At 63.9% G+C, this 24161-nt stretch carries 28 protein-coding genes; 15 read left to right on the top strand and 13 right to left on the bottom strand.

The features are described from left to right. Positions 1–168 precede the first annotated feature (168 nt). Positions 169–969, bottom strand: coding sequence for a class I SAM-dependent methyltransferase (locus AC0L3U_RS05550; protein WP_473360984.1), 801 nt, complete (start codon positions 967–969; stop codon positions 169–171). 390 nt (positions 970–1359) lie between these two features. Here AC0L3U_RS05550 and AC0L3U_RS05545 point away from each other — a divergent pair, with 390 nt between their 5' ends. Beyond that, positions 1360–2388 (top strand): glycosyltransferase family 2 protein, encoded by a 1029-nt coding sequence (locus AC0L3U_RS05545; protein WP_473360983.1) that lies wholly within the window; start codon positions 1360–1362, stop codon positions 2386–2388. A 15-nt stretch (positions 2389–2403) separates the two neighbouring features. On the opposite strand, the gene AC0L3U_RS05540 is transcribed toward AC0L3U_RS05545, so the two are convergent. Further along, entirely contained in the window at positions 2404–3390 is a 987-nt protein-coding gene (locus AC0L3U_RS05540; RefSeq protein WP_473360982.1) for a glycosyltransferase, read from the bottom strand. Between the two features lie 249 nt (positions 3391–3639). On the opposite strand from AC0L3U_RS05540, the gene AC0L3U_RS05535 reads away from it, so the two are divergent. The 3 genes from AC0L3U_RS05535 (at position 3640) to AC0L3U_RS05525 (ending at position 7356) form a co-directional block, all read left to right on the top strand. Then, positions 3640–4704 carry a glycosyltransferase gene (locus AC0L3U_RS05535; protein ID WP_473360981.1) on the top strand — a complete coding sequence of 355 codons (1065 nt, stop codon included), beginning with the start codon at positions 3640–3642 and terminating at the stop codon, positions 4702–4704. 40 nt (positions 4705–4744) lie between these two features. Continuing rightward, positions 4745–6145, top strand: a complete 1401-nt coding sequence (locus AC0L3U_RS05530) for an O-antigen ligase family protein (RefSeq protein WP_473360980.1) — start codon at positions 4745–4747, stop codon at positions 6143–6145. A 65-nt stretch (positions 6146–6210) separates the two neighbouring features. Beyond that, positions 6211–7356, top strand: coding sequence for a GNAT family N-acetyltransferase (locus AC0L3U_RS05525; protein ID WP_473360979.1), 1146 nt, complete (start codon positions 6211–6213; stop codon positions 7354–7356). 41 nt (positions 7357–7397) lie between these two features. Here the strand turns inward: AC0L3U_RS05525 and wrbA are convergent, their stop codons facing one another. The 3 genes from wrbA to AC0L3U_RS05510 form a co-directional block, all read right to left on the bottom strand. After that, positions 7398–7997: an NAD(P)H:quinone oxidoreductase gene (gene wrbA / locus AC0L3U_RS05520; protein ID WP_473360978.1), complete on the bottom strand. Its 600-nt coding sequence runs from the start codon at positions 7995–7997 to the stop codon at positions 7398–7400. An 83-nt stretch (positions 7998–8080) separates the two neighbouring features. Continuing rightward, positions 8081–8779, bottom strand: coding sequence for a pirin family protein (locus AC0L3U_RS05515; protein ID WP_473360977.1), 699 nt, complete (start codon positions 8777–8779; stop codon positions 8081–8083). Between the two features lie 35 nt (positions 8780–8814). Continuing rightward, positions 8815–9567 carry an SDR family NAD(P)-dependent oxidoreductase gene (locus AC0L3U_RS05510; RefSeq protein WP_473360976.1) on the bottom strand — a complete coding sequence of 251 codons (753 nt, stop codon included), beginning with the start codon at positions 9565–9567 and terminating at the stop codon, positions 8815–8817. Between the two features lie 117 nt (positions 9568–9684). Between AC0L3U_RS05510 and AC0L3U_RS05505 the strand changes: the two genes are divergently transcribed. Further along, on the top strand, positions 9685–10620 hold the full coding sequence (locus AC0L3U_RS05505) for a LysR family transcriptional regulator (RefSeq protein ID WP_473360975.1): 936 nt from the start codon (positions 9685–9687) through the stop codon (positions 10618–10620). A gap of 130 nt (positions 10621–10750) precedes the next feature. On the opposite strand, the gene AC0L3U_RS05500 is transcribed toward AC0L3U_RS05505, so the two are convergent. After that, the gene (locus AC0L3U_RS05500) at positions 10751–11008 is read right to left on the bottom strand and encodes a hypothetical protein (RefSeq protein ID WP_027520456.1); all 258 of its coding nucleotides are present in this window, start codon (positions 11006–11008) and stop codon (positions 10751–10753) included. A gap of 154 nt (positions 11009–11162) precedes the next feature. On the opposite strand from AC0L3U_RS05500, the gene AC0L3U_RS05495 reads away from it, so the two are divergent. Next, entirely contained in the window at positions 11163–12146 is a 984-nt protein-coding gene (locus AC0L3U_RS05495; RefSeq protein ID WP_473360974.1) for a tripartite tricarboxylate transporter substrate binding protein, read from the top strand. 95 nt (positions 12147–12241) lie between these two features. Then, positions 12242–12592 (top strand): hypothetical protein, encoded by a 351-nt coding sequence (locus AC0L3U_RS05490; RefSeq protein ID WP_473360973.1) that lies wholly within the window; start codon positions 12242–12244, stop codon positions 12590–12592. Here the strand turns inward: AC0L3U_RS05490 and AC0L3U_RS05485 are convergent. The 3 genes from AC0L3U_RS05485 to AC0L3U_RS05475 all read right to left on the bottom strand — a co-directional run bounded on the left by AC0L3U_RS05485 (position 12589) and on the right by AC0L3U_RS05475 (position 14941). Next, positions 12589–13065 carry a YbaK/EbsC family protein gene (locus AC0L3U_RS05485; RefSeq protein WP_473360972.1) on the bottom strand — a complete coding sequence of 159 codons (477 nt, stop codon included), beginning with the start codon at positions 13063–13065 and terminating at the stop codon, positions 12589–12591. The two genes, AC0L3U_RS05490 and AC0L3U_RS05485, sit on opposite strands and share 4 nt — an antisense overlap. A 41-nt stretch (positions 13066–13106) precedes the next feature. Then, the gene (locus AC0L3U_RS05480) at positions 13107–13838 is read right to left on the bottom strand and encodes a haloacid dehalogenase type II (protein ID WP_473360971.1); all 732 of its coding nucleotides are present in this window, start codon (positions 13836–13838) and stop codon (positions 13107–13109) included. A 92-nt stretch (positions 13839–13930) separates the two neighbouring features. After that, positions 13931–14941 (bottom strand): zinc-dependent alcohol dehydrogenase family protein, encoded by a 1011-nt coding sequence (locus tag AC0L3U_RS05475; RefSeq protein ID WP_473360970.1) that lies wholly within the window; start codon positions 14939–14941, stop codon positions 13931–13933. 84 nt (positions 14942–15025) lie between these two features. Between AC0L3U_RS05475 and AC0L3U_RS05470 the strand changes: the two genes are divergently transcribed. After that, positions 15026–15373 (top strand): MerR family transcriptional regulator, encoded by a 348-nt coding sequence (locus AC0L3U_RS05470; protein ID WP_473360969.1) that lies wholly within the window; start codon positions 15026–15028, stop codon positions 15371–15373. Positions 15374–15395: 22 nt separating this feature from the next. On the opposite strand, the gene AC0L3U_RS05465 is transcribed toward AC0L3U_RS05470, so the two are convergent. Continuing rightward, complete coding sequence (locus tag AC0L3U_RS05465) at positions 15396–15818, bottom strand: winged helix-turn-helix transcriptional regulator (RefSeq protein ID WP_473360968.1); 423 nt, start codon at positions 15816–15818, stop codon at positions 15396–15398. Positions 15819–15902: 84 nt separating this feature from the next. On the opposite strand from AC0L3U_RS05465, the gene AC0L3U_RS05460 reads away from it, so the two are divergent. Together AC0L3U_RS05460 and AC0L3U_RS05455 are read left to right on the top strand one after the other, a co-directional pair. Continuing rightward, the gene (locus AC0L3U_RS05460) at positions 15903–16637 is read left to right on the top strand and encodes an SDR family NAD(P)-dependent oxidoreductase (RefSeq protein ID WP_473360967.1); all 735 of its coding nucleotides are present in this window, start codon (positions 15903–15905) and stop codon (positions 16635–16637) included. Between the two features lie 294 nt (positions 16638–16931). Beyond that, positions 16932–17831: a translation factor GTPase family protein gene (locus AC0L3U_RS05455; RefSeq protein WP_473360966.1), complete on the top strand. Its 900-nt coding sequence runs from the start codon at positions 16932–16934 to the stop codon at positions 17829–17831. A gap of 70 nt (positions 17832–17901) precedes the next feature. Here the strand turns inward: AC0L3U_RS05455 and AC0L3U_RS05450 are convergent, their stop codons facing one another. Further along, positions 17902–18786 carry an amidohydrolase family protein gene (locus tag AC0L3U_RS05450; protein WP_027565452.1) on the bottom strand — a complete coding sequence of 295 codons (885 nt, stop codon included), beginning with the start codon at positions 18784–18786 and terminating at the stop codon, positions 17902–17904. Between the two features lie 321 nt (positions 18787–19107). Between AC0L3U_RS05450 and ykgO the strand changes: the two genes are divergently transcribed. The 3 genes from ykgO (at position 19108) to AC0L3U_RS05435 (ending at position 20367) form a co-directional block, all read left to right on the top strand. Next, positions 19108–19233, top strand: coding sequence for a type B 50S ribosomal protein L36 (gene ykgO, locus AC0L3U_RS05445; RefSeq protein ID WP_006611362.1), 126 nt, complete (start codon positions 19108–19110; stop codon positions 19231–19233). A 107-nt stretch (positions 19234–19340) separates the two neighbouring features. Next, complete coding sequence (locus AC0L3U_RS05440) at positions 19341–19982, top strand: tetratricopeptide repeat protein (protein WP_473360965.1); 642 nt, start codon at positions 19341–19343, stop codon at positions 19980–19982. A gap of 124 nt (positions 19983–20106) precedes the next feature. Continuing rightward, positions 20107–20367 (top strand): hypothetical protein, encoded by a 261-nt coding sequence (locus AC0L3U_RS05435; protein WP_007596971.1) that lies wholly within the window; start codon positions 20107–20109, stop codon positions 20365–20367. Between the two features lie 12 nt (positions 20368–20379). Here the strand turns inward: AC0L3U_RS05435 and AC0L3U_RS05430 are convergent, their stop codons facing one another. Then, complete coding sequence (locus tag AC0L3U_RS05430; protein WP_007596968.1) at positions 20380–20562, bottom strand: hypothetical protein; 183 nt, start codon at positions 20560–20562, stop codon at positions 20380–20382. A 326-nt stretch (positions 20563–20888) separates the two neighbouring features. Between AC0L3U_RS05430 and AC0L3U_RS05425 the strand changes: the two genes are divergently transcribed. Next, positions 20889–21845 carry an alpha/beta fold hydrolase gene (locus AC0L3U_RS05425; RefSeq protein WP_473360964.1) on the top strand — a complete coding sequence of 319 codons (957 nt, stop codon included), beginning with the start codon at positions 20889–20891 and terminating at the stop codon, positions 21843–21845. Between the two features lie 108 nt (positions 21846–21953). Here the strand turns inward: AC0L3U_RS05425 and cycA are convergent, their stop codons facing one another. Beyond that, the gene (cycA, locus tag AC0L3U_RS05420) at positions 21954–22349 is read right to left on the bottom strand and encodes a cytochrome c-550 CycA (RefSeq protein WP_456767691.1); all 396 of its coding nucleotides are present in this window, start codon (positions 22347–22349) and stop codon (positions 21954–21956) included. Between the two features lie 273 nt (positions 22350–22622). Between cycA and AC0L3U_RS05415 the strand changes: the two genes are divergently transcribed. Then, the gene (locus tag AC0L3U_RS05415) at positions 22623–24116 is read left to right on the top strand and encodes an FAD-linked oxidase C-terminal domain-containing protein (protein ID WP_473360963.1); all 1494 of its coding nucleotides are present in this window, start codon (positions 22623–22625) and stop codon (positions 24114–24116) included. Positions 24117–24161 lie beyond the last annotated feature (45 nt).

The following is a 24161-nucleotide window of genomic DNA, read 5'->3' as shown; positions in this document are numbered from 1 at the left end:
TATTCACCGAAATGGCAAACAAAGCGTTTAAGCGCATGCCACTCTTCGACGCGCCCTCGTGACGCGTGCGATGGCGCGATCCTTCAGAGATTAACGGTTCGTTACCGCGTGCGTCGTGGCCGCGAGGGTTCGCTGGTCTTGCCATCGGCCGCGCGCGCACCATGGCCGTCAGCTTTTCCGCAGGATGACGTGATAATCGCCGCGGCGGACGTCGGTCCCGCGCGGGAGCACGGCGTTGAGCACGGCGGCGCCGGCGTCGACCAGGGCTGCGAACAGCGGCTTGCGCCGGCGCATCTCGGGATAGCGCGGGCTCTCGACCTCACGGCGGTAGATCATCTCGAGGCCATTGGCGGCGGCGAACGCTTCGAGCGCCGGCAACGACACCAGGGGATGGAAGAAGGTCGGGAACGGCGGCTCGCCCGGCAAGCCGGCATCCTTGATGCCTCGAATATGCCGGTAGAACCAGACGTGGAACCAGTGCGGCGAGTATTTGGTGACGACTCCGGACAGCGAACGCGGATTTGGCGCGCCGATCAGGATCATCCCGCCGCGCTTGAGCGCGTCGCGGAAATTCAAGAGTGCGGCGTCGACATTGGGAAGATGTTCGATCACGTTGTAGCAGATCACCAGATCGAAGGTCCCGCGCCCGAAGCGGTAGGTCTGGACGTCGCCGAGGATCGCTTCGTCCGCGTAGCTGTTGTTGCGAACCTGGTCCTCGTCGATGTCGACGACGGTGACCTTGCTGCGGCTCAGCAACTCTGGTGGCAGTACGCTGCGCGAGCCGCCGCCGGCTTCATAGGTGGCGAGCTGGCCCTGCGGCAGTTCGCGGCGCAGCACGTGGTGAACGGCGAGCAGGCTGTCGCGGGCTTCACCGGGGACGAGATCGTGCAGCGCCTGAGTGTGGGTGATGGCTGCGGGAATTTGGACCGCCGTGGCTGTCGCGAAATCGATCGTGGCTGGCTTGTTCATATTTTTTCTGACCGCGCTTGTTCGACTTAAATTTACAGGAAAAATCTCGTCTACCCGTAGAGCAAATCCGATGCCGCGCCGCTTCACCCGTCGCGGTACTTACGATCGGGTTAATGACCATGTGCGTTAACTACGGTATCGTCCGCGCCAGCCACCGTCGGCACGGTGGACCGCGAATTGCAGTATCACGCGCGCAAGGCTTCGCAGCAGAAACACCCGAAAGCAGTTAAGTGCATGGATGGCGGTAAATCGGCGGCGCCGTCGCGAGGCTCAAACCGGCCGTTCATTTTGGGACGCATCTGTCCCGCGGCGATGTGCCGTCGCGGGAAGGCGCTGATCCCCGGGATCGACGCAGGGCTTTTTCAATCTATCTCGGACATCTAGGACGTCATGACATTGATCCCGACAGACCTGTCCGCCACGCGTATCTCGGATGCCGTGCGCGATCCCAACCGGGAGATCGCGGCCAGCTCCCGGATCATCGACCTGTCGGTTGGTATCGTCGTCTGCATCCCCTGCTTCCGCCGCCCGCAGCATCTGCGGTTGACGCTGGACTCGCTCGCCAGCCAGCGCACTCCGCGCTCCTTCGCCGTCGTCATGGTCGAGAACGATGCGGCCCGGCGCGAAAGCGCGCCGGTGGCCGCGGAATATCTCGCCGATGGCAGGCTTCAGGGTGTCTGCCTGGTCGAGAAACGGCAAGGCAACGTTCAGGCGATCAACGCCGCGTTCGAGACGGCGCTGGCGCTGTTTCCCGCCGCGACCCGGTTCCTGATGATCGACGATGACGAGATCGCCTCGCCCGATTGGCTCGAGCTGATGGTCCGCACCGCGGAGGCGACCGGCGCCGATCTGGTCGGCGGGCCGGTGCTGCCGGTCTTCGAGGACCGCAGCATGCCCTGGCTTTCGCGCCACCCCGTTTTCTGTCCCGCCTATGATTACAGCGGCGCTGTGCCTCTGATCTACGGCTGCGGCAATTGCCTGATCACGCGTGCGGCGTTCGAGAGGTTCGCCCGTCCCGCCTTCGACCCGCGCTTCAACTTCCTCGGCGGCGGCGATTGTGATTTCTTCGTGCGGTGCCGCGATGTCGGCATGACGTTCCACTGGACGGCGGAGGCAGTCATTACCGAGACGGTGCCGCAAAGCCGCACCAGTTTCGGCTGGATCGTGAAGCGAGGCCTGCGCATCGGCGCGATCAATTATCGTGTGCAGGCCAAGGCCGCGCAGGGCGCCGCGGCGCGCGTGTGGGTGTTTGCGCAGATGCTCGGGAGATTGCCGTTGTCGCTGGTGCGCGCGGCCGCTTTGCTGAAATCGTCGAAGGCCGTCGTCGCGATGCATCCCGTGATGGTCGCGCTCGGCTCGGTGCTCGCCGCGTTCGGCATCGAGCCGAAGCCCTATGAGGCCTCGAAGATTGTGTCCTGACGCCGAGGCGGCGGGCTAAATACCAAAACAGGCGAGGGCGACCCTGACCGCGGAGCGTGGCAGCGACTTGAGCGAGCGGCGCCCGACCATCCCGAGATAGGCGAAGGCCTGGCGATATCTGCCGAAGCGGACCGCCTGCATCGCCGAATACGTGACGAGATGAACCTCGGCGGCCTGGCGCAGCCCGGCTGCCATGCCCGCGGGCAGTCGCGCCATGATCAGCCCGTCGTCGAACACCCGCGCGATCGCCGGAAAGAAATCCTGCGGTGTCCGCACCGCCGCGTTCATGGTGTTGGCGGTGTGCAGGCGGTAGTCGAGCAGCAGGTTGGGCGCAAATTCGAATTCGCCGATCGCGGCAAGGCGGCACCAGCAGTGCCAGTCCTCGCAATATCTGAGCGAGACGTCGAACCCGCCGATGGCGCGGAAAGCCTCTGCACGCGCCAGCGCAATGCCGCCATTGACGATGAAATTGCCGGCCGCGAGCCGCGCCAGCACGTCGCCGGACGGCTTGCGGCGTCCTTTCAGCAGATCCCGACGGCCGATCTGTCGTCCCTCGCTGTCGATCGTGTTGTAGTCGCCGTAGACGAGAACCGCTCGCGGCGCACCCCGCGCAGCCGCCAGCAGCGCCGCGACCGCGCCGGGCCGCAGGCGATCGTCGGCATCGAGGAAGAGCAGCCATTGGCCGCTCGCCTGCTGCGCACCGAGATTGCGCGCTGCCGATACGCCGGCGGCGCCGTTGGTCATCAGGCGCAGTCGAGGGTCACGAATGGCGCGGACGATGGCGGTAGTGTCGTCGGTCGAGCCGTCGTCCACGACGATCACTTCGCTGACCTCGGCCTGCGCAAGTGCGCTGGCGAGGGTTTCGCCGACATAGGCCGCAACATTCTTGGCCGGAATGACAACGGACACCGACGTGGTCGAGCCGACCTGCAGCGGGACGCGCGCCGCCGGAACGACGCGCGATGTCTCCGGCAATTCGAGAATGTCTTCCGCGGTGATCAAGATACGGCTCGCCTTTAACGGTCTGTTAACCAGGGGGCATCTGCGAGTTGGCAATGCGATCGATCGCAACTTTGGCCGTCGCGAATGATACTCGCATTGGGGAAAAAAACGTCGCCGTGAAGGTTGCCGCAGCGTTGGTTTCGTCAATTAGCGTTAAGCCGCCGGCATTAAGCCTGTGGCAAATTTGGAAGAGTGCGACAGCCGGTCCCATGCGAGAATGCGCATCCTGGCTGCCGGCGGATGGACCCAGTGCCCGCAAAGACATTCGACTACGATCCCGACGACATGGTCCTCAACCTGTTCTACGAGGACAAGGATGATCGCTGGTTTCCCGGCGACCGGCATCTGCGCCGCGTGGCGCGTCGCATGCTGCTCGGCGAGCCGCGCATGAGCGGGCAGCTCCGCGTGTTCCTCAATCTCTGTGCGGGACTCGATCGGCTCGGTATCCGCTATCGCGTCAACGACTACAGCTACATCGCGCGACATCCGGGCGAACTCGCCTGCATCATCGGCCGCACCTTCCTGCTCGACAAGTTTGCCTGGAAAAATCCGATCCTGCTCGGCGTCGCCGCCCACAATCATCCGCTTGACGATCCCGACCTGTTCAAGCGCCTGCCGGTCAAGAAGGTCGTGGTGCCCGGCCCGTGGTACGCCGACATGTATCGGCCGCATTGGCCCGACACGGAGGCCTGGCCGATCGGCATCGACACGGACCTCTGGGCGCCGTCGCCGACGTTGCAAAAGAGCGTCGATGTCCTGATCTACGACAAGGTGCACTGGGACCGCGATCGCCATGCGGCGGAGCTGATCGAACCCGTCCGCGCCCGGCTCACGAGGGAAGGCCGCTCGTTCACCGAGCTGCGTTACGGCAGCTACAAGGAGGAAGACTATCTGGCCGCGCTCGCGCAATCGCGTGCGATGATCTTCCTCTGCCAGAACGAGAGCCAGGGCATTGCCTACCAGCAGGCATTGTCTTGCGGCGTGCCGGTGCTGGCCTGGGATCCCGGCGGCCCTTGGCGGGACCCCGACTATTATCCGCATCGCGTCCAGTTCGCGCCGGTGTCGTCGGTGCCGTACTGGGACGATCGTTGCGGCGCCAAGTTCGTCGACATCGCCGGGTTCGAGGCGGGCTGGGATGATTTCTGGGCCGGGTGCGCCGCCGACGCGTTCGATCCGCGCGGTTTCGTGCTCGACAACCTCACGCTGGAACAGCGTGCCCTGCAATATTACGAGATCGCGCGGAGCATCGTGCGGCAGCAGGCGCCGCAGAGCTCCGGCGGACTGGTTGACGGATGCTTAACAGGGATCGGCTAGGACTTGGAGCTTCCCCCGGCTTCACCACCAGCCTCGAGCCATGGATCGCAGCGCCACTGACATGACCGACGTCGAGGCCCGATCGTTCGGCCACGCCCTGCGCGACGGGCTTGCGGGAGTCAACGCCGTGCGGGCGGCGCGCTGCCTCGTCGCAGTCGCGGCGCTGCTCCTCGTGCTGGTGACACTCGATCCGTTTCCGGACCTGCGCAGCGAGGATGTCGCCACCGTGGTTGGCGGACGAATGGCGCTCACCTATGTTTCCTGGGGTTTGCTGGCCGCGGTCGCAGTCCTGTTGGTCGCCGCAACGGATGCGCCCGCGCTGAAGACCCTGGTGACGCCGCTGCATCTCTGCCTGGTCGGCTGGCTGTTGATCAACATCGTCTTCTCCGAGAATCGCGGAATCTCGATGCAGCGCTTCGTGCTCGCAGCCAGCGTGATGTCGCTCGCGGTGCTGTTGCCGTTGTTGCCGCCGACGCAGCGCAGCTTCAACCTGTGTCTCGGCGGCGCCGCGCTCGTATTGCTCGCACTCTGCTATCTCGGCGTCTTCGTGGCGCCGCAATACTCGATGCACACCGCACTCGACGTCACCGAGCCGCAGTTGGCCGGCGACTGGCGCGGCAGCTTCGGCCACAAGAACATCGCCTCGCCCGTGATGACCATCCTGGTCTATGTCGGCATTTACTTGTCTGCCATTGGTTCGTTCGTGATGGGGCCGGCCATCGCCGCGCTGGCCGGACTCTTCCTGATCTTCACCGGCGGCAAGACGTCGTCGGTGCTGTGTCTTGCGATCTACGCGCTCGCCTCGCTGGTCTGCGTCACGCCGAGCCTGTGGCTGAGGCGGATCATCTGCTTCGTGCCGCTGATCGTGATGAACCTGTTGACGGTCGGCAGCGTCCTGAGCCCGGCGCTCGGGGCGATGACGCGGCTGCTTCCGCTCGATCCCACCTTCACCGGCCGTTCCGCCATCTGGGAGTTCGCGCTCGCAGCCGTCGCCGAGAAGCCGATCATCGGTCACGGCTACGCCGCGTTCTGGGACGACGTGACCGCGCGGCAGACCGTCCAGGGCGCCGAATGGGCGACGAGTGCGGCGCACAGCCACAACAGCTATCTCGACCTCGCGGTCACCATCGGCCTGCCGGGGCTGTTGCTGGTGATCCTCGTCTTCGTGCTCGCGCCGCTAGGCAATTTCCAGACCGCCCGAACTCACAACCGCAGCGGTGCGTTGGCTAAGCTGTTCCTGACCGTGTGGCTGTTCGGCCTGTACTACGGGGCCACCGAGACCTTCCTGCTCGAACGGCAGAATCCGATCTGGTTCATGTTCGCTGTTGCCGTGGCCGGCCTGAACTTCCTGGCCAGGTTCCAATGCGTTGCGGAAACGGAACCGGACGACTTGTCGCAGCCGGTGCCGCCGCAGTGGCATCGGCTTAACGATAAGCAATGAGGTCACTTGTGGCCGCGACAAAACATAATCTATCTGGAAACACCCAGTAATCGCATGTCCCGCGGATGACGATCCTCAGCGTCGAGCAACCAGATGGTCTTGTGTCCAGTACGTCGGGAATCGCGGTCGATTTCGTGCGTGACTGGCAGCGGGCCGCATCCCGCCTGAACGCAGGCCATCGCACTGCATTCCAGCATGGATACTGGCTCGGCGCCTGGTATGAGGCGTTCCACGATTTCTCGCCGCTGATTGCATTGATCTCCGACGCCACGACCGGCAGGGACATCGTAATCGTGCCGATGATCAGCCATCTCAGGCGCGGCATCCGCATCGTCGAGTTCGCCGATTGCGGCGTCTCCGACAACAACGCGCCAATCCTGGCGCTGGATGCCGCGTTGGACGCCGCGGCGACGGAGGCGATCGGCATGGCGCTGATCGACGCATTGCGCGCATTGCCGGACCGCTTCGATCTGCTGCGCCTGAGGAAGATGCCGGCCCAGATCGGCGGCAGGCCGAACCCGCTGGTGGCGCTCGGCCGGATAGGATCCTGCTCGCTCAACGGCAACGTCGTGCTGACCGGCGACGACTATGAAGCTTACCAGGCCTCGATCAAGCGCATGCAGATGCCGCGCTGCTGGCGCGTCTTCAGCCGTCACGACGGCGCGCGATTCGAGATCGCTACCGATGTCGCGCGTGCGCGCGAGCTCCTGGACGTGATGGATGCCCAGCAGCAGGCGCGCATGCGAAAGCTGGGTTCGCGCTTCGTCCTCAACGACGAAACCCATGCGCAGTTCTATCGCGACGTCGCCCGTCAGGGTGTCGCGGACGGTTACGCCGTCATCTCGGCGCTGGTCTGCGACGAGGCCGTCGTCGCCACCACGCTCGGCGTCAGGTTTGGTGCGACCTATTTCCTGCTGCGCATCAGCCACGCTGGCGATTCCTGGTCGAGCTGCTCGCCGGGGCTGCTCGTGACCGAGCGCACCATGGCGGCGCTGCATGCAGATGGCGTGCGCCGTTTCGACCTCAGCATCGGCAACCAGGACTATAAGCGCCGCTTCGGCGCCGAACCGGTGCCGCTGACCGACGTCAGCGTCGCGCTGTCCTGGCGCGGAATGCCCTTCGCGTGGCGTGACCACGCCGCGCAGGGCCTGCGCCGTTATCCCCAGCTCGCCGCCTTTGCGGCGAAGGCGATTGGCAAGGGGACGCGCTGACGCGCTGCCCTCGCATCAGACGTGCAGCTCAGCCGTGTAGCTTAACCGTGCAGCTTCCTGGCTGTCTCCGCGATCTGGCGGCCCTGATAGCGTGCGCCGGCGAGCTCGTTGGCGCTGGGCTGCCGGCTGCCGTCGCCGCCGGTGATCGTGGTGGCGCCGTAAGGTGCGCCGCCGGTGACCTCGTCGAGCTTCATCTGGCCGGCAAAGCCGTAGTTCAGGCCGACCACGACCATGCCGAAATGCAAGAGGTTGGTGATGATCGAGAACAGCGTCGTCTCCTGGCCGCCATGCTGGGTCGCGGTCGCCGTGAAGGCGCCGCCGACCTTGCCGTGCAGCGCGCCCTTGGCCCAGAGACCGCCGGCCTGGTCGAGGAAGTTCGCCATCTGCGAGGCCATCCGGCCGAAGCGGGTGCCGGTGCCGACGATGATCGCGTCGTAGTTTGCGAGGTCCTCGATCGTCGCGACGGGGGCGGCCTGGTCGAGCTTGTAATAGGACGCCGTGGCGACCTCGGCCGGCACCAGTTCGGGCACGCGCTTGATGTCGACGGTGGCACCGGCTTCGCGCGCGCCTTCGGCCACGGCATTGGCCATCGCTTCGATGTGGCCATAGGCGGAATAATAAAGGACGAGAACTTTGGTCATGATGATCTCCGTTGGATGCAGATTTGATGAGTGGGTGTCGGGAGCGTCATGCCGGGACAAGCCCCGCCATGACGGATGCGTTGCTAAGCCGCGTCGACGAGCACGAGCTCGGAATCTTCCAGTGCCGTGATCTTCAGCCGGTCCTCGTCGCGGATCGCAGCGCCATCGCGGGCGTTGACGCGCACGCCGTTGATCTCGACTGACCCCGCCGCGGGCACCAGATAGAGGTGCCGCGACTTGTGCGGCATGTACTCCGCGCTCTCGCCGGCCTTCAGCGTGGTGGCGAGCACCCGCGCATCGGCGCGGATCGGCAGCGCGTCCGTGTCATGCTCGAAGCCGCTCGCGATGGTGACGAGCTTGCCCGAGCGGTCTCCTTTCGGAAACGGCTTCGAGCCCCAGGTCGGCTGTCCCCCGCGTGCGGTCGGCTCGATCCAGATCTGGAAGATGCGTGCCTTGGTCGGCTCGAGATTGTACTCGGAGTGGCGGATGCCGCTGCCGGCGCTCATCACCTGCACGTCGCCCGCCTCGGTGCGGCCTTCGTTGCCGAGGCTGTCCTGATGGGTGATCGCGCCCTCGCGCACATAGGTGATGATTTCCATGTTGGCGTGGGGATGGGCGGGAAAGCCGGTGTTCGGCGCGATCTCGTCGTCGTTCCACACCCGCAAGGCGCCGTGACCCATGTTGTTGGGGTCATAATGGCTTGCGAAGGAGAAATGATGCTTGGCGTTGAGCCAGCCGTGATCGGCGCCGCCGAGCTTTGCGAAGGGTCTGAGTTCGATCATCTGCGTAATTCCTTGGTTGGCGGGTGGCGCCTTGATCAGGCGCCGAAACCGCCATCGACGTTGAGCACCGTGCCGGTGACGAAGGAGGCTTCCGGGCTTGCGAGGAAGACGATTCCGGCCGCGACTTCCTCGGGGCGGCCGAAGCGCTGCAGCGCGTGCTGCTTGCGCTGGGTCTCGGCGAACTCGCCGCCGTCCTTGGGATTCATGTCGGTGTCGATCGAGCCGGGCTGCACCACGTTCACGGTGATGCCGCGCGGGCCGAGGTCGCGGGCTGCGCCCTTGGTGTAGCCGACCACGGCGGCCTTGGTGGCGACGTAGTCTGCAAGACCCGGGAACGAGGCGCGGTCGGCGAGCATCGAACCAACGGTGACGATGCGGCCGCCTTCGCCCATCAATTGCGAAGCGGCGCGGATCGCGGCGATCACGCCATGCACGTTGACGGCATCCTGGCGGGCGAGCGCTTCGGTGTCGGCATTGGCATCGTCGATCGCGCCGCCGCTCGCGACGCCGGCATTGTTGACGAGGATGTCGAGATGGCCGAACTCCTTCGCGACGTCGTTGACGAGCTGCGTCACGTCCTTGGCCGAGGCCTGGTCCGCCCGGAAGGCGCGCGCCTTGACGCCGCGAGCCTTCAACTCGGTGACGACCGCTTCCGCCTTATCGGGAGAGGCGACGTAGCTGATCGCGACGTCAGCACCTTGATCGGCGAGTGCGCGGGCAGAGGCCGCGCCGATGCCGCGCGAGCCGCCGGTGACGAGGGCAACCTTGCCTGAGAGCTTCTTGGTCATTGGATTTCTCCATTGCTGAATTTCTGATGACCCTTGGATAAGCCTCCGTCTGTGGTATAGAAATAGAAACTGTTGAAACGCATTGTTTCCCTAAGCAGCCCAATTGGATCCGCTGTCATGGCCAAACTTCCCGATTTCGAGGCACTCGCGATTTTCGCAAAAGTCGTGGAATTACGGTCGTTTGCGGGGGCGGCGGGCGAGCTCGCGATGTCGAAGGCGACGGTGTCCAAGGCGGTTACGCGCCTTGAAGAGCGGCTCGGCGCCCGGCTGTTCAACCGTACCTCACGCCGGCTCGCGCTGACCGATGCCGGGCATAAGCTCGCCGAGCGTGCGACGCGCCTGCTGTCCGACGGCGAGGCGGCGGAGAACGAGGCGCTGGCGCAGTCGGTCGCGCCGCGCGGCCTGGTGCGGCTCGCCGTGCCCATGTCGTTCGGGATCAAGGCGGTGGCGCCATTGCTGCCGGAGTTCTTCGAAGCTTATCCGGAGGTCTCGGTCGATCTGCACTTGAGCGATGCGACCATCGATTTGATCGGCGAGGGCTTTGACATGGCGGTGCGGATCGCGCGGCTGCCGGATTCCTCGCTGATTGCGCGGCGGCTCTTCACGATGCCGCGCTTTACGGTGGCCGCGCCGTCCTATCTTAGGCAATACGGACGGCCGACGCATCCGATGCATCTGGCCGAGCACAAATGCTTCAGCTACGCCTATCTCTCGACGCCCAACGTCTGGCACTACACCAATGCGGCCGGCGAGCAGGCGAGTGTACGCCCAGGCGGACAGCTCCGCGTCAACAATGGCGAAGCGGTGATGCCGGCGCTGATCGCCGGCCTCGGCATCGCCGACCTCCCGGAATTCATCGTCGGTGACGCCATCTCCTCCGGCGAGGTCGAAGTGGTCCTGAAGGACTGGAAGCAGGTCGAAGGCGCCGTACATCTGGTGACGCCACCTGGCGGCCCGCGCCCCGCACGCGTCGAGGCGCTCGGCGATTTTCTCGCGGCGAAGCTGCCGGGTACGTGCAAGCGGCAGGTGCGCGGAAAGGCAAAGCCGTCGTAGCAAAGCCGTCGTAGAGCGAGTGGCTTCAGCGACCTCCGTCATTGCGAGGAGCGAAGCGACGAAGCAATCCAGAATGTCTCCGCGGAGGCATTCTGGATTGCTTCGCTTCGCTCGCAATGACGAAGTTGGACTAAGACACCGTCACATCATTACGCGCGACCACGCGCAAGTTCGGCTTCAACGTCTCTTCCAGCTGCGACTTCAAATCATGGACACGCGGATCGCGCGAGCGCTTCGCGCAGACTGCGTATTGATGCACGGATTGCGCCAAGGCGCGTCGCGCTTCCGGCGTTCGCGTCACGTCGGGCTTTGAAAGCCGCAGGACGATGGCGGCGAGATTCACCAGCATCTCGTCCAGCGCCACGTCAATGGTCTGAAGTCTATTCATCGCTCCACTCCCTGGGAGGCAACGGTAGGATCCGAGGGACGTTCCTGACCGGGCGGAACATGGATAATGCTTCGTTAATCCCGCCGCGCGTCTTGTTCTTGCGGACGGTCACGCTAGGCTGGAGCCGAAATAAGAAAACAGGGGGAAATCTGCCATGGATCGACGCGATGTCCTGCGCGCTGCTGCCGCATTGCCGTTGTTGCCTGCGTTGTCGAGCGCGGCTTTCGCGCAAGCCTATCCCGCGCGCAACGTCACCATGATCGTGCCGTTTCCGGCCGGCGGCCAGGCGGACCTCGCGGCGCGCCCCGTCGCACAGGCGCTGGAGCGGATCCTCGGCAAGGCGGTCATCGTCGATAACCGCGCCGGAGGCGGCGGCGGATCGGTCGGCAACGCCGCCGCCGCACGCGCCGAGCCCGATGGCTACACTCTGCTGATGACGCTGTCCTCGCTTGCGGTGCTGCCCGAGGCCGACCGGCTGTTCGAGCGTCCGGTCGCCTATGAGGTCTCGCAGTTCATGCCGATCGCGCGGGTGCTGGCCGATCCCACGCTGCTCGCCGTGCCGGCCTCGGCGCCGTGGAAGACGGCGCAGGATTTCGTCGACGATGCCAGGAAGCGTCCCGGCCAGATCACCTATGGCTCGTCGGGGCCTTACGGCACGTTGCATGTGGCGATGGAGATGTTCGCGAGCAGCGCCGACATCAAGCTGCTGCATGTGCCGTTTCGCGGCGCCGGACCGGCGCTCACCGCGCTGCTCGGCGGCACCGTGCAGGCGATCGCCGCCGCACCGGGGACGCTGAAGCCGCAAGTGGAGGACGGCAAGCTGCGCGTGCTCGGCAATTGCGGCGCCAAGCGCATCGCAAGCTTCCCCGATGTGCCGACCTTCCAGGAGCTCGGCTACAAGGACGTCGAGATGTACATCTGGGCCGGGCTGTTTGCGCAGAGCGCGCTGCCGGCGCCGATCGCGACTCGCCTGCGCGAGGCGATGGCGCAGGTGATGACGAGCCCGGACGTGCTCAAGGCCTTCGAAACGTCGGGCAGTCTCGTCGCCTATCAGGACGCGCCGGCGTTTGCCGAATTCGTGGCGGTCGACAGCGCGCGGCTGATTACGGCGGTGAAGAAGATCGGCAAGGTCGAATAGGTTCCTGGCCCGTTTTCACAATTTTTTGTTGGTCCAGAACCTCTCCGCGTCTCATTGATTGAACAGAATTCGAGAGACTCGCGAAGGAATCGGACATGCGAACAGAGCGGATTGCGCTGGGTGTGGCGCTTGCGATCGGCGGCATCGTCGCGCAAAGCGCTGCATCCGCTGAAGAGTATCGCGGAACCATGGAGCAGCAGATGGCCTGCACGCCGGATGTGTGGCGGCTGTGCAGCGATCAGATCCCTGATGTGAGCCGCATTACGGCCTGCTTGCGGCAGAACACGCCCCAGCTCTCCAGCGGTTGTCGCGCGGTGTTCCAGTCCAACAACCAGATGCCGCCGCAGCAGCAGGTCCCGGGCAATCGCGCCGCGCCGGCGCCACGTTATAACAATGCGCCGCCGCCTCCGGCGACCCAGCCCCGGCCTTACGACGAGGATGATTAGGGCGCTTCCGACCTGACTTCGCAGACATCGACCCATTCCGCCGCAGTCAGCTCGGCCATGCGATCGGGCGGGATGCGCACCGCGCTATGGGTCGAGCCAGCGGCCGGCACCACCACATCGAACGCCTTCAGCGAGACGTCGCAATAGACCGGCAGCGGCGCCTTCAGTCCGAACGGGCAGACGCCGCCGACCTCGTGGCCGGTGATTTCGGCGACCTCCTCCAGCCCGAGCATCTTCGGCTTGCCGCCGAATGCCGCCTTCACCTTCTTGTTGTCCATGCGCGAAGTGCCGGCCGCGACGATCAGGATCACGCGCTCGCCGATCCGCAATGAGAGCGTCTTGGCGATCATTCCGGGTTCGACGCCATAGGCTTCGGCGGCCAGCGCCACAGTTGCGGAGCTGATCGGCGATTCCATGACTGTGATGTCGGGGGCTTTTTCGGCGAAGAAGGCGCGAACGGATTCCAGGCTCATTCCAGTCAGCTCATTCCAGACTTGCGGGCGCGCGGCGATGCCTAAGCAATCCTTGGCAGCTCCGAGAGCGCCCGGACGCGATGATCGGGCGCAAAGCCGAGCTCGTCCATCTGGGTGCGGATCGCCTTGAACATCGTCAGCGGTGCCACGAGTTCGTTCTCGACGCAAGCCAGCGCCATCGCTTCGGGCGTCACCCGTTCGATCCAGGCAACGTTCAGTCCGAACGCTTTCGCGCCCGCGATGTCCCAGGGGTTGGAGGAGACGAACAGCACCTCATCCGGCGCGGTGCCGAGCACCTCGCCGATCAGCTCATAGGCTTCCTGGCTCGGCTTGAAGATCTTCTTCGCGTCGACGCTGATCGTGGCGTCGAGCAGGGCGTCGAGGCCGGAGTTGCGCACGAGCGCATTCAGCATATCCGGACTGCCGTTGGAGAGGATGGCGAGTTTTCGCGGTTTCAGAGCCGTGAGCGCTGCCGTCGCATCCGCATAGAGATCGAGATGCAGATATTTCTCGATCACGCGCTCGAATGCCTCGTTCTCGTAAGCGAGCCCGAGCACGCGCAGCGTATAGGAAAGCGAGTCGCGCGTGATGGCTGCGAAGTCCTGGTAGCGCCGCATCAGCGAGCGCAACCAGGTGTATTCGAGCTGCTTGATCCGCCAGATCTGCGTGATGATCTCACCGTAGCCCGGAAACGCATCCTCGGTGGTCTCGGCGACCGACTGGATGTCGTAGAGCGTTCCGTAGGCGTCGAAGACAACGGCTTTGAGGCTCAATTGACCTGTCCTCCGGGATCGTTGCGGTCCACGGACTATACAAGGCGCCGCGAAATCGGTCCAAGACGGAATCGCGACTTGGGCCCTGGTTTCTAAAATCTGATCACGACCTTGCCGAAGTGTGAGCCGGTCCGCAGGTGCGCATAGGCTTCGGGGACCTCGTCGAAACCATAGACCCGATCGACAATCGGGTGGATCGCGTGTTCGGTCAGGAAGCGATTCATCGCGGCAAAGTGTTCGACTGATCCGACGGTGACACCGATGATGTCGGCATTCTCCCACTGAAGGCGCGCGAGGTCGGGCTTGGGACCGAACCCCGTCAAGACACCAATCTGGACGATCTTGCCACCCGAAGCGACCGATCGCAGCGATCGATCATAGGTGCCGGGACCGCCGAGTTCGAGGATGTGACTGGCACCTCTGCCATCCGTTGCCTTCATCAGGGCGACATCCCAGTCAGGCGTCTCGCGATAGTTGATGAGGATCGAGCCGCCCAGCGCCTTGGCGCGGGCGAGTTTTTCATCCGAGGAGGATATCACGATCGCACGCGCCCCCAGCGCCACCGCGAATTGAAGCCCGAACAGCGCGACGCCGCCTGTTCCCTGGACCAACAGCGTGTCGCCTTTGCGCATCCCGCCGCGTGCGATGAGGCCATGGAAAGCCGTGACGCCGGCACAGGGCAGGGTCGCGGCCTCAACCGCGGACAAATGCGCCGGCACTGAGACCAGCGCAGTCGCCGGCAGCACGACATACTCAGCCAGCATTCCGTCCATCGTGTTGCCACCGAGGGATGAGGGAATATAGCTGGACTTGAATGGCCCCGAGATCCAATCGCGGAAGAACGATGCAGCGACGCGGTCCCCGAGTCGCCATTGCGAGACGTCGGCGCCGATGGCGTCAACGACACCCGCACCGTCGGAGAGTGGCACGCGGCCCTTGAGCTCGCCTTGGCCTGCACGGTCGAGGATCAGGAGGTCACGGTAATTCAGACTTGCCGCCTCGACCCGAATGCGGACCTCGCCATCGGCGGGTTCGGGTTTGCTGATTTCGACGCGCGCAAGGCGACCAGCACCAGCATGGCCATTCAAATGGTAGGCTTTCATCGTTGCTCCCTTCACAAGTGGCATTCACTTGGACGAGCAAAGTCTGTAGGGTCTGACAGTGCTGTCAGGGTCAAGAGGCTTCAGATGAAAATCGGCGAACTGTCCCGGCGGACGGGGGTCAGCGTCCGAATGCTACGCTACTACGAAGGCGAAGGACTGCTTGCGCCGCAGCGGACGAACTCCGGCTATCGCGATTATGGCCTGGCCGAAGAGGAAACGGTGCGGCGGATCAAGATGCTCGGCGGCGCGGGGATGACGCTCGAAACCATCAAGCGGTTACTCCCATGCGTAAGGAACAACGATCCGGCTTTCACGCCGTGCAACGAGCTGCGAAAAATACTCACGCAGCAGGTCGGCCTGATCGATGAGCGTATCGAGACGCTCAGCGAAAGCCGGACAATTTTGGCGGGCTATCTGGCAAGCGTGAACTGATCGCATAACGTAGCCATCAGATTCACCGGCTCTTGGAATTCCAGGCGTCCCGCTCGGCGAAAACGCGGCTGACCTCCGCCATGTGCTCCGTGCCCCACGAGCACAGCGGCACGAGGGCCTGAGCGAGGCTGTGGCCCAAAGCGGTGAGACCGTAGTCTACCCGCGGAGGCACTTCCTTGTAGTCGGTCCGCTTCACGAGACCATCGGCCTCGAGCTCCTTGAGTTGCTGGATCAGCATCTTGTCGCTGACGTCGCGCACGGCTCGCCGCAGCTCGCCGTAGCGGGTCGGCCCGCCCTGGGCGAGGAAGTACAGAATCAGCGGCTTCCACTTGCCGGCGATGACCCGCAGGGTCGCGTCGAGGCCGCAAGTGAAGCCGGGCAAAGTCGGGGTGCAGCTTTGGACAGGTGGCGAAGCCTGCGCAGGTGGAGAGATCGTGTCTGACATTTTTGGGCACTTACCAAAAGGTGCATACTTGTCGATAGGTGGGTAGGCCGCCAGCTCAGTGCAACCCTAGTGAAGGAGCACATCATGAGCAGACTACAAGGCAAGACGGCGGTGGTTACGGGCGGCGGAACCGGCATCGGATTTGGAGCGGCCAAACGGTTCATCGACGAAGGCGCGTTCGTCTATCTCTTCGGGCGGCGGCAGGAGCCGCTCGATGCCGCCGTGGCGCAGCTCGGTTCCTCGGCGCGCGCGGTCAGGGGCTCGGTGACTGATATGTCCGACCTCGATCGGCTGTACGCGACGGTGAAGGCCGAACGCGGCGGGCTCGACATCCTGTTCGCCAATGCTGGGACCGGATTGTTTGCGCCGCTCGGCGAGATCACGGTCGAGCATTACGATCAGATCTTCGACGTCAATGTGAAGGGGCTGGTGTTCACGGTGCAGAAAGCCCTGCCGCTGATGACGAAGGGGTCGTCGATCATCCTGACCGGATCGAGCACGGGGGTGATGGGAACGCCGCAGTTCAGTATCTACAGCGCGACCAAGGCTGCGATCCGCAATCTGGCGCGCAGCTGGGCGCAGGACCTGCGCGGCACCGGCATCCGCGTCAATGTGCTGTCACCAGGGCCGACCAAGACGGAGCTGGCGCTGGAGATCGTCGGCGAGGAAGCGTTCGACGCGCTTGGAAGCATGACGCCGATCGGGCGCGTGGGCGACCCAAGCGAGACGGGGGCGGTTGCGGCGTTCCTGGCGTCCTCGGACAGCAGCTTCATGACCGGCGGCGAGGTTTTCGTCGATGGAGGCTTGGCACAGGTCTGAGGCCTTCGGTCGGACGACTTCCGCCGATGCCACGAGGACGGTGCGCCCCCTCTCCCGCTTGCGGGGGAGGGCTGGGGTGGGGGTGTCTCCGCATCGGGAAAATCATCGTGTGGAGAAAGCCCCCACCCGCCACGCTTCGCGCGTCGACCTCCCCCGCAAGCGGGAGAGGTTGCAGCGAGGCTCGGCGTGATCACCGGCCAGTCTGAGCCGAACAGCATCTTGTTCTGCAGGAATAGTGAATCAACCGATGATAGAGTAGAAAGCGATCCGAGAACGCAGGTTTGAGATCGAGCAATGCAAGATGATGTCGTCAGGCAACCGTTGCTGGTCGAGCTCGCCATCGAGGCGGCGTCTCGGGCGGAGCATGATAAACTTGTGACGGCGCTCGCCAAGCTTTCCGCCGAGGATCACTTGTTCATTGTGTCGCTCGATCCCGAGTCGGGGCAGGCGGTGCTGAAAGGGGTGAGCCAAGGGCATCTCGAAGGCAAAATCGATATTCTTCGCCGTGCCCATGGGATCGTCGTCAATGTCGGCGCGTGGCAGGTCGCACTGATCGAGCGCCCAACCACGCGCGCTGAGGGGGGCTACACCCATAGGAAGATCTACGGCCCCAAAGGCGAGTTCGCCGCCGTGAAGCTCGGCGTCGCGCCAATCGATGCCGGAAAGGGCTTTCACTTCGAGTCAAAGGTCAACGAGGATGTGCTGCCGAGAGAGTATCTGTCTGGCGTCGAGAAAGGTCTGAGAGACGTCCTTGCTTGCGGCGTCGTTGCGGGCTTTCCGGTGGTCGATGTCGGCGTCGAACTGATTGACGCCAAATATCACGATGTCGACTCATCAGTGCTTGCCTTCGAGGTCGCGACGCGGGCGGCCTTCCGCGAAGCCCTGAAAATGGCGAAGGCGGTCTTGCTCCAACCAATCATGAAGGTCGAGGTGGTGACGCCGGGAGCATTCGCATCATCTATCGCCGACGATTTGAAATTACGGCGTGCGCACATTCGCTTCAGGGACATCGAGAACGAGGTTGTCGCGATCGACGCAATCGTTCCGCTCATGACCATGTTCGGCTATTCGGCAAGTCTAGGCTTGATGAGCCGCGGGCGGGCGAGTTCCGCGATGCGCTTCGATCATTACGCTGCGATTGAATCACCCGAGAGCGATCCGCCGTTTCGGCCGGCGATAGGCATGCGCGCTTAAGGCCCAGCCCTCTACCGCTGCGGAGCCGCTGCAAGCGAGCAAGCGGCTCCGTCAGTTCATGGGATCGCGCCTAGATCCCCAGCAGCTTCCTTGCGTTGGCCTTCAGCACCTTCGGCCGGATCTCGTCGCGGATCTCGATCTTGGCGAAGTCCGACAGCCAGCGGTCCGGTGTGATCACCGGCCAGTCCGAACCGAACAGCATCTTGTCCTGCAGGATCGAGTTGATGTAGCGCACCAGGATCGGCGGGAAATATTTCGGCGACCAGCCCGAGAGGTCGATGTAGACGTTGGGCTTGTGGGTCGCGACCGACAGCGCCTCTTCCTGCCAGGGGAAGGAGGGATGGGCGAGGATGATCTTGAGGTCGGGGAAATCAGCCGCGACGTCGTCCATGTACATCGGGTTGGAATATTTCAGCCGCATCCCCATGCCGCCGGGCATGCCCGAGCCGACGCCGGTCTGGCCGGTGTGGAACAGCGCGATTGCGCCGCCATTGTTGATCTCTTCATAGAGCGGATAGGCCATGCGGTCGTTGGCGTAGAAGCCCTGCATGGTCGGATGAAATTTGAAGCCGCGCACCCCGTATTCCTCGATCAGCTTGCGCGCCTCGCGCACACCGAGCTTGCCCTTGTGCGGGTCGATCGAGACGAAGGGGATCAGAACGTCGAGATGGTCGGAGGCGATCTCCAGCATCTCCTCATTCTTGTAGCGGCGGAAGCCGGTCTCGCGCTCGGCGTCGACCGGGAAGATCACCGCGGCGATGTTCTTGGAGCGATAGTAGGCGGCGGTCTCCGGAACGGTCGGCGGATGCTTGTGCGGCGACTTGAAATAGTCCGCCATCTGCGCCTGAAAATCGTCATAGCCGTCGTCGGGATGGGTGCCGCAGGGCTCCTCGGCGTGGGTGTGAATGTCGATGGCGACGACGTCGTCGATGTTCGGCAGCTTCAGCTTCGGCATGGGTTTCCTCCCGACGGGTTGCCGAATTGATTATATGATATAACGAACTTGGCAAGGCATTGTGGGACAAGGCGTTGTAGGACAGGCGTCGTCCGCGCCAGATTGGGCCGATCCGGCCGCTTCTACTTTGCATGGGGTTGTTTTCCAGAATTTGGTGGGTGGGATCGGGGCAGTTAACATTGACATCCGGTCCTCCCATGCCTTAAGAACCGCCCCGTCCCGGGCGGTCGGTCCGCCAGCGGGAAAATCTCATTTTGCCTCATTCGCGCGTGCCGAAACGGTAGTGCCGAACACGGCCTTTCGAACGTTCAGGATTCTGCCATGAAGGTCCGTAACTCGCTGAAATCGCTGCGCGGTCGCCATCGCGCCAACCGCCTGGTCCGCCGCAAGGGCCGGGTCTATGTGATCAACAAGGTGCAGCGCCGCTTCAAGGCGCGTCAGGGCTGATTTCGCCCTGCCGGACGCCCGCGCGCGCCCCGCAAGACCACCGTCTCACACGAGTTTGACGCCGCCCCCGCTTTGCAAGGGCGGCTTTGCGCGTTTAGACTTCGACCATGGCAGTGAGATTCTTCGTCGCCCGCACCCTGTGTCTGGCTCTTGTGCTGGGAGCCGCCGGCATCGCTCCGGCGCCAGCACAGCAGATTGATCCACCGGCCCCCCCCGGCAAGCAGAAGAAACTTCCGGAAGCGCTGGCCAAGCTGCCCAAGGTCGATCGCACCAAGAATCTCGATTTCCTGTTCGGCGCGCTGAAAGCTGCGCCCGACGAAGCCAGCGCCAAGCATGTCGAGGCGCGGATCTGGGCGATCTGGATCCAGACCCCGAGCGACACCGCGGCGCTGTTGATGGCGCGGGCCAAGACTGCGGTCGACGCAAAGAAGATCGAGGTTGCGATCAAGCTGCTGGATTCGGTCGTCAAGCTCAGGCCCGACTACATCGAGGCCTGGAATCGTCGCGCGACGCTCTACTACATGCAGAACGATTATGGCCGTTCGCTCGCCGACATTCGCGAGGTGTTGATCCGCGAGCCCCGCCATTTCGGCGCGCTCGCAGGCCTCGGCATGATCATGCAGGAGGTCGGCGACGAAAAGCGCGCACTCGAGGCCTACCGCAAAGCGCTCGCCGTCAACCCGCACCTCGAGAAGATCCCCGATCAGGTCAAGGCGCTGACCGAGAAGGTCGAAGGCCGCGATATTTAGCGGACAAGTCGATCATTGCTCGAGCGAATGCGGCGCAAGCCGATTAACCACGACGACACGCGCCGCGTCACAAGGGGTATGGGTGGCACCGCCGCAGGCCTACCTTGATGGCGGGAGCACAGCCATGAAGCGTTTGATCTTTGCAGGTACATTGCTGTTGGCGTCGGGCACGGCGAGCCTCGCCGACGGACTGTTCTGGGTGGTCGGCAACCGCGCCACCGGAAAATGCAACATCGTGACCAGCAATCCCGTGATCATCGGCGACGTCTGGTTCGGTGACGGTCCTTACAAATCGAAGGCCGACGCCAAGCTTGCCCGTTCGACGATCCGCGCCTGTCCCGCACCCACGCCTGACGAGGAAAAGGACGAGGACAGCACGAACTAGGTCGACAGCAACCTAGTGCAAAACGCTGCCTTCGCGCTCGGCGAGGCCGCGATCGACCGCTGCGGCGTAGGCCTTTGCAAGCTCCGTCTCGAGATGCTCGTTGATCAGCAGCAGCGCGCGCACGGCACCGCGCAGGTCGCCGTGGCAGCTTGCCACGATCTCGTCGATCGCAGTGTCTTTGGATCTCAGGCTCATCGAAATTCTCCGGTTCAAATCAGGATAAATCCTGCCGGTCTTTCCCGCATCCTCGAGGGTTGCGAGCACGATCGGCGCCCACCCGCGTCTAAATGGCGGAACCGACCGTGGCGATTATAAGGAAGCCGCGATGACGAAGGCATGAAGCTGTTTCGAAGCTTGCTTGCTAAGGGGAGCAGCATTGATTTCGTTGCGTTTTTCCCGCTTCAATTATGCACATATCCACAGCCCCGGCATTTCAAGTGGAGCGCGGGGGCTCCCCGGGCGAAACTGCCGCCCGCAAGCCACGTAACTGCCCTGTGCCCTGGATCGCCCGGATTCCATCCATGATCGTGATGTCAGTCGTGACCGCACTGCTTGTGCTGGCGCTGGTCACGCAGGCCGGCGTCCTCGCTGTGCAACGCGCCTTTCCACCGCAAGGCCGGATGATCGAGGTCGATGGGGCCGTGCTTCACCTCGTCGATCTCGGCCCGCGCGATTCGGGCCTGCCGGTCGTGATGCTGCACGGCGCGAGCTCCAACCTCGAAGCGATGCGGCGGCCGCTCGGCGATCTCCTCGCCAGGGATCATCACGTCATCCTGATCGACCGTCCCGGCCACGGCTGGAGCACGCGGGCGCGGCGGCAGGATTCGACCCCGGAGGTGCAGGCGCGGATGATCGATGAGGCGCTCGGCAAGCTCGGGATCGATCGCGCGGTCTTCGTGGTGCATTCCTGGAGCGGCGCGCTCGGCGCGCGGCTGGCGCTCGATCATCCCGGCCGCGTCGCGGGCCTTGTGATGCTCGCGCCCGTCACCCATCCCTGGCGCGGCGGCGTCGGCCGCTACAACGAGATCATCGCAACGCCCGTGATCGGCCCGCTGCTCGCCTACACCATAACGCTGCCGCTGGGCTACTTCCTGAGCGAGCCCGGCGCGCGCAACGTCTTCCTGCCGCAAATGATGCCGGATGGTTTCGTGCAGGACTCCGCGACGCCGCTGCTGCTGCGCCCGCGCGAGTTCATCGCCAATGCCTATGATCTGGTGACGCTGAAGCAAGCGGTCGCTGCGCAGGTCGCGCGCTACGGCGAGATATCGGCGCCGGTCACGATCATCGCCGGCGAACCTGACAAGACGGTGAAGACCGCCATTCACGCGCGCCCGTTCGCCGCCACCGTGCAGAATGCGAAGCTGATCGTGCTGCCCGATCTCGGCCACATGGTGCAGAACGCGGTGCCCGATCTGGTGAAGACCGAGATCGAGACGATGATCGGGAACATCGTATCGGCGCAGGCGGTCGCCGATTAGAGCGTTTTCGAGCGAAGTGGATGCCGGTTCGCGTGAAGAAAACGCGTCAAAACAAGAAGCTGGAGCTTCGGTTCAGAACCGAAGCTCCAGCGACCCTCTCGCACGCGCTTACTGCTTGATCTTCCCGTCCTTGTCGAACTGCGACACATAGGCCCAGAGATTGTTGATCTCGGTCTCGTTCTTGATGCCGGCGAACGCCATCTTGGTGCCGGGGATCTTGGCCTTGGGGTCCTTGATGTATTCCTTGAACACGGCCTCGTTCCAGGTGATGCCGGAATTCTTGTTGGCGTCGGAATAATTGTAGTCGGGCGCGGTGCCGGACTTGCGGCCGTCGAGGCCGTTGAGCTCGGGGCCGACCTTGTTCTTGGCGCCTTCGCCGATCGCGTGACAGGCCAGGCATTTGTTGAACGACGACTTGCCGGCCGCGGCATCCTGCGCCATCGCGGCGGGTGCGGTGGCAATCGCGGTGAGGATGGTCAATGCGCCAAAAATCAGTTTTGTCATCGGGTGCTCTTCGTCTCTTCCCTGGGGGCTGGTTAGTTGCATGCCTGATCGGCAATGGTCGGACCCGCCGGTTTTGGCAGGCCTGCTCGGATTGGACAAGCCGCCAAACCATGGCAGGTTTCACGATTTCCTACTTGTCCCAGAGCGAACTCGCGCAAGATCGTCGCTCCGACTTTCGAATGGCCTACCCAAACCACCGCGGACGTGGTTGATTTACCGCGACAAATCGATCGTGCGGCCTCGGCCGGAAGAATATGGCGCGAAGGAAATGTTATGGCCATCATGATGCCCGCGAGTGACCAGGCCGTGCTCGCGCGCCGCGCCGAGATCGTGGCTGCATTGCGCGCAATCGTGCCGGGCGAAGGCGTGATCGACAGTGTCGCCGAGATGCGGGCCTATGAATCCGACGGATTGACGGCCTATCGGCAGCCGCCGATGGTCGTGGTGCTGCCCGACACGACCGAGCAGGTTTCGCTCATCCTGAAATATTGTGCAGGGCAGGGCATCAAGGTGGTGCCGCGCGGCTCCGGCACCTCACTGTCCGGCGGCGCGCTGCCGCTGGAAGACGGCGTGCTCCTGGGGCTCGGCAAGTTCAAGCGCATCCGCGAGATCGATTTCGACAACCGCGCCGTCGTCACCGAACCCGGCGTCACCAACCTCGCGATCAGCCAGGCCGTCGCTCATGCCGGGTTCTACTACGCGCCGGATCCGTCCTCGCAGATCGCCTGCTCGATCGGCGGCAATGTCGCGGAGAATTCCGGCGGCGTGCACTGCCTGAAATACGGCATGACCACCAACAACGTGCTCGGCTGCGAGATCGTGCTGATGAGCGGCGAGATCCTGCGCATTGGCGGCAAATCGGCGGAGAACTCCGGCTACGACCTGATGGGCGTCATCACCGGCTCGGAAGGCCTGCTCGGCGTCATCACCGAGATCACGGTGCGGATCCTGCAAAAGCCGGAGACGGCGCGCGCGCTGATGGTCGGATTCGCGCAAGTCGAGGCGGCCGGCGAATGCGTGGCGCGCATCATCGGCGCCGGCATCATTCCCGGCGGCATGGAGATGATGGACAAGCCCGCGATCCACGCCGCGGAAGCCTTCGTCCACGCCGGCTATCCGCTCGATGTCGAGGCCCTCCTCATCATCGAGCTCGACGGACCCAAGATCGAGGTCGACGAGCTGATCACGCGGGTCGAGACAATTGCCAACGCTTGCGGCTCGACCACCTGCCAGATCTCGACCTCGGAGGCCGAGCGCAATCTCTTCTGGGCCGGCCGGAAAGCCGCGTTCCCCGCCGTGGGCCGCATCTCCCCGGACTATCTCTGCATGGACGGCACCATCCCACGCGGTGCGCTGCCGAAGGCGCTGGCGCGCATCCGCGAGCTATCGGAAAAATACCAGCTCGGTTGCGCCAACGTGTTCCATGCCGGCGACGGCAATCTGCATCCGCTGATCCTCTATGACGCCAACAAGCCCGGCGAGATCGAGCGCGCCGAAGCCTTCGGCGCCGACATCCTGCGCGCCTGCGTCGAGTTCGGCGGCGTGCTCACCGGCGAGCACGGCGTCGGCATCGAGAAGCGCGATCTGATGCCGGAGATGTTCAGTGAGATCGACCTCAACCAGCAGCAGCGCCTGAAATGCGCCTTCGATGCGCAAGGCCTGCTCAATCCCGGAAAGGTGTTTCCGACCCTGCACCGCTGCGCCGAGCTCGGACGCATGCACGTCCACGCCGGCAAGCTGGCGTTTCCCGACATCCCGCGTTTCTAGCGTCGCCTCGCTGCAGCGCGCCAAATTTGATTTTCGCTGCAAACT

The organism is Bradyrhizobium sp. Kon69 (genome assembly GCF_055807515.1).
Note: the sequence above shows the minus strand (reverse complement) of the source record. Positions and strands in the feature narration are given on the sequence as shown.

Bases quoted from the DNA above. Each gene is read 5' to 3' on its own strand.
- AC0L3U_RS05490 (WP_473360973.1), top strand. From the start codon at position 12,242: ATGCGAACAGAGCGGATTGCGCTGGGTGTGGCGCTTGCGATCGGCGGC.
- AC0L3U_RS05505 (WP_473360975.1), top strand. From the start codon at position 9,685: ATGGCCAAACTTCCCGATTTCGAGGCACTCGCGATTTTCGCAAAAGTC.
- AC0L3U_RS05475 (WP_473360970.1), bottom strand. From the start codon at position 14,941: ATGAAAGCCTACCATTTGAATGGCCATGCTGGTGCTGGTCGCCTTGCG.
- wrbA (WP_473360978.1), bottom strand. From the start codon at position 7,997: ATGACCAAAGTTCTCGTCCTTTATTATTCCGCCTATGGCCACATCGAA.
- AC0L3U_RS05495 (WP_473360974.1), top strand. From the start codon at position 11,163: ATGGATCGACGCGATGTCCTGCGCGCTGCTGCCGCATTGCCGTTGTTG.
- AC0L3U_RS05460 (WP_473360967.1), top strand. From the start codon at position 15,903: ATGAGCAGACTACAAGGCAAGACGGCGGTGGTTACGGGCGGCGGAACC.
- AC0L3U_RS05525 (WP_473360979.1), top strand. From the start codon at position 6,211: ATGACGATCCTCAGCGTCGAGCAACCAGATGGTCTTGTGTCCAGTACG.
- AC0L3U_RS05430 (WP_007596968.1), bottom strand. From the start codon at position 20,562: ATGAGCCTGAGATCCAAAGACACTGCGATCGACGAGATCGTGGCAAGC.
- AC0L3U_RS05515 (WP_473360977.1), bottom strand. From the start codon at position 8,779: ATGATCGAACTCAGACCCTTCGCAAAGCTCGGCGGCGCCGATCACGGC.
- AC0L3U_RS05500 (WP_027520456.1), bottom strand. From the start codon at position 11,008: ATGAATAGACTTCAGACCATTGACGTGGCGCTGGACGAGATGCTGGTG.
- AC0L3U_RS05455 (WP_473360966.1), top strand. From the start codon at position 16,932: ATGCAAGATGATGTCGTCAGGCAACCGTTGCTGGTCGAGCTCGCCATC.
- AC0L3U_RS05450 (WP_027565452.1), bottom strand. From the start codon at position 18,786: ATGCCGAAGCTGAAGCTGCCGAACATCGACGACGTCGTCGCCATCGAC.
- ykgO (WP_006611362.1), top strand. From the start codon at position 19,108: ATGAAGGTCCGTAACTCGCTGAAATCGCTGCGCGGTCGCCATCGCGCC.
- AC0L3U_RS05485 (WP_473360972.1), bottom strand. From the start codon at position 13,065: ATGAGCCTGGAATCCGTTCGCGCCTTCTTCGCCGAAAAAGCCCCCGAC.
- AC0L3U_RS05440 (WP_473360965.1), top strand. From the start codon at position 19,341: ATGGCAGTGAGATTCTTCGTCGCCCGCACCCTGTGTCTGGCTCTTGTG.
- AC0L3U_RS05470 (WP_473360969.1), top strand. From the start codon at position 15,026: ATGAAAATCGGCGAACTGTCCCGGCGGACGGGGGTCAGCGTCCGAATG.
- AC0L3U_RS05415 (WP_473360963.1), top strand. From the start codon at position 22,623: ATGGCCATCATGATGCCCGCGAGTGACCAGGCCGTGCTCGCGCGCCGC.
- AC0L3U_RS05510 (WP_473360976.1), bottom strand. From the start codon at position 9,567: ATGACCAAGAAGCTCTCAGGCAAGGTTGCCCTCGTCACCGGCGGCTCG.
- AC0L3U_RS05530 (WP_473360980.1), top strand. From the start codon at position 4,745: ATGGATCGCAGCGCCACTGACATGACCGACGTCGAGGCCCGATCGTTC.
- AC0L3U_RS05435 (WP_007596971.1), top strand. From the start codon at position 20,107: ATGAAGCGTTTGATCTTTGCAGGTACATTGCTGTTGGCGTCGGGCACG.
- AC0L3U_RS05550 (WP_473360984.1), bottom strand. From the start codon at position 969: ATGAACAAGCCAGCCACGATCGATTTCGCGACAGCCACGGCGGTCCAA.
- AC0L3U_RS05425 (WP_473360964.1), top strand. From the start codon at position 20,889: ATGATCGTGATGTCAGTCGTGACCGCACTGCTTGTGCTGGCGCTGGTC.
- cycA (WP_456767691.1), bottom strand. From the start codon at position 22,349: ATGACAAAACTGATTTTTGGCGCATTGACCATCCTCACCGCGATTGCC.
- AC0L3U_RS05465 (WP_473360968.1), bottom strand. From the start codon at position 15,818: ATGTCAGACACGATCTCTCCACCTGCGCAGGCTTCGCCACCTGTCCAA.
- AC0L3U_RS05545 (WP_473360983.1), top strand. From the start codon at position 1,360: ATGACATTGATCCCGACAGACCTGTCCGCCACGCGTATCTCGGATGCC.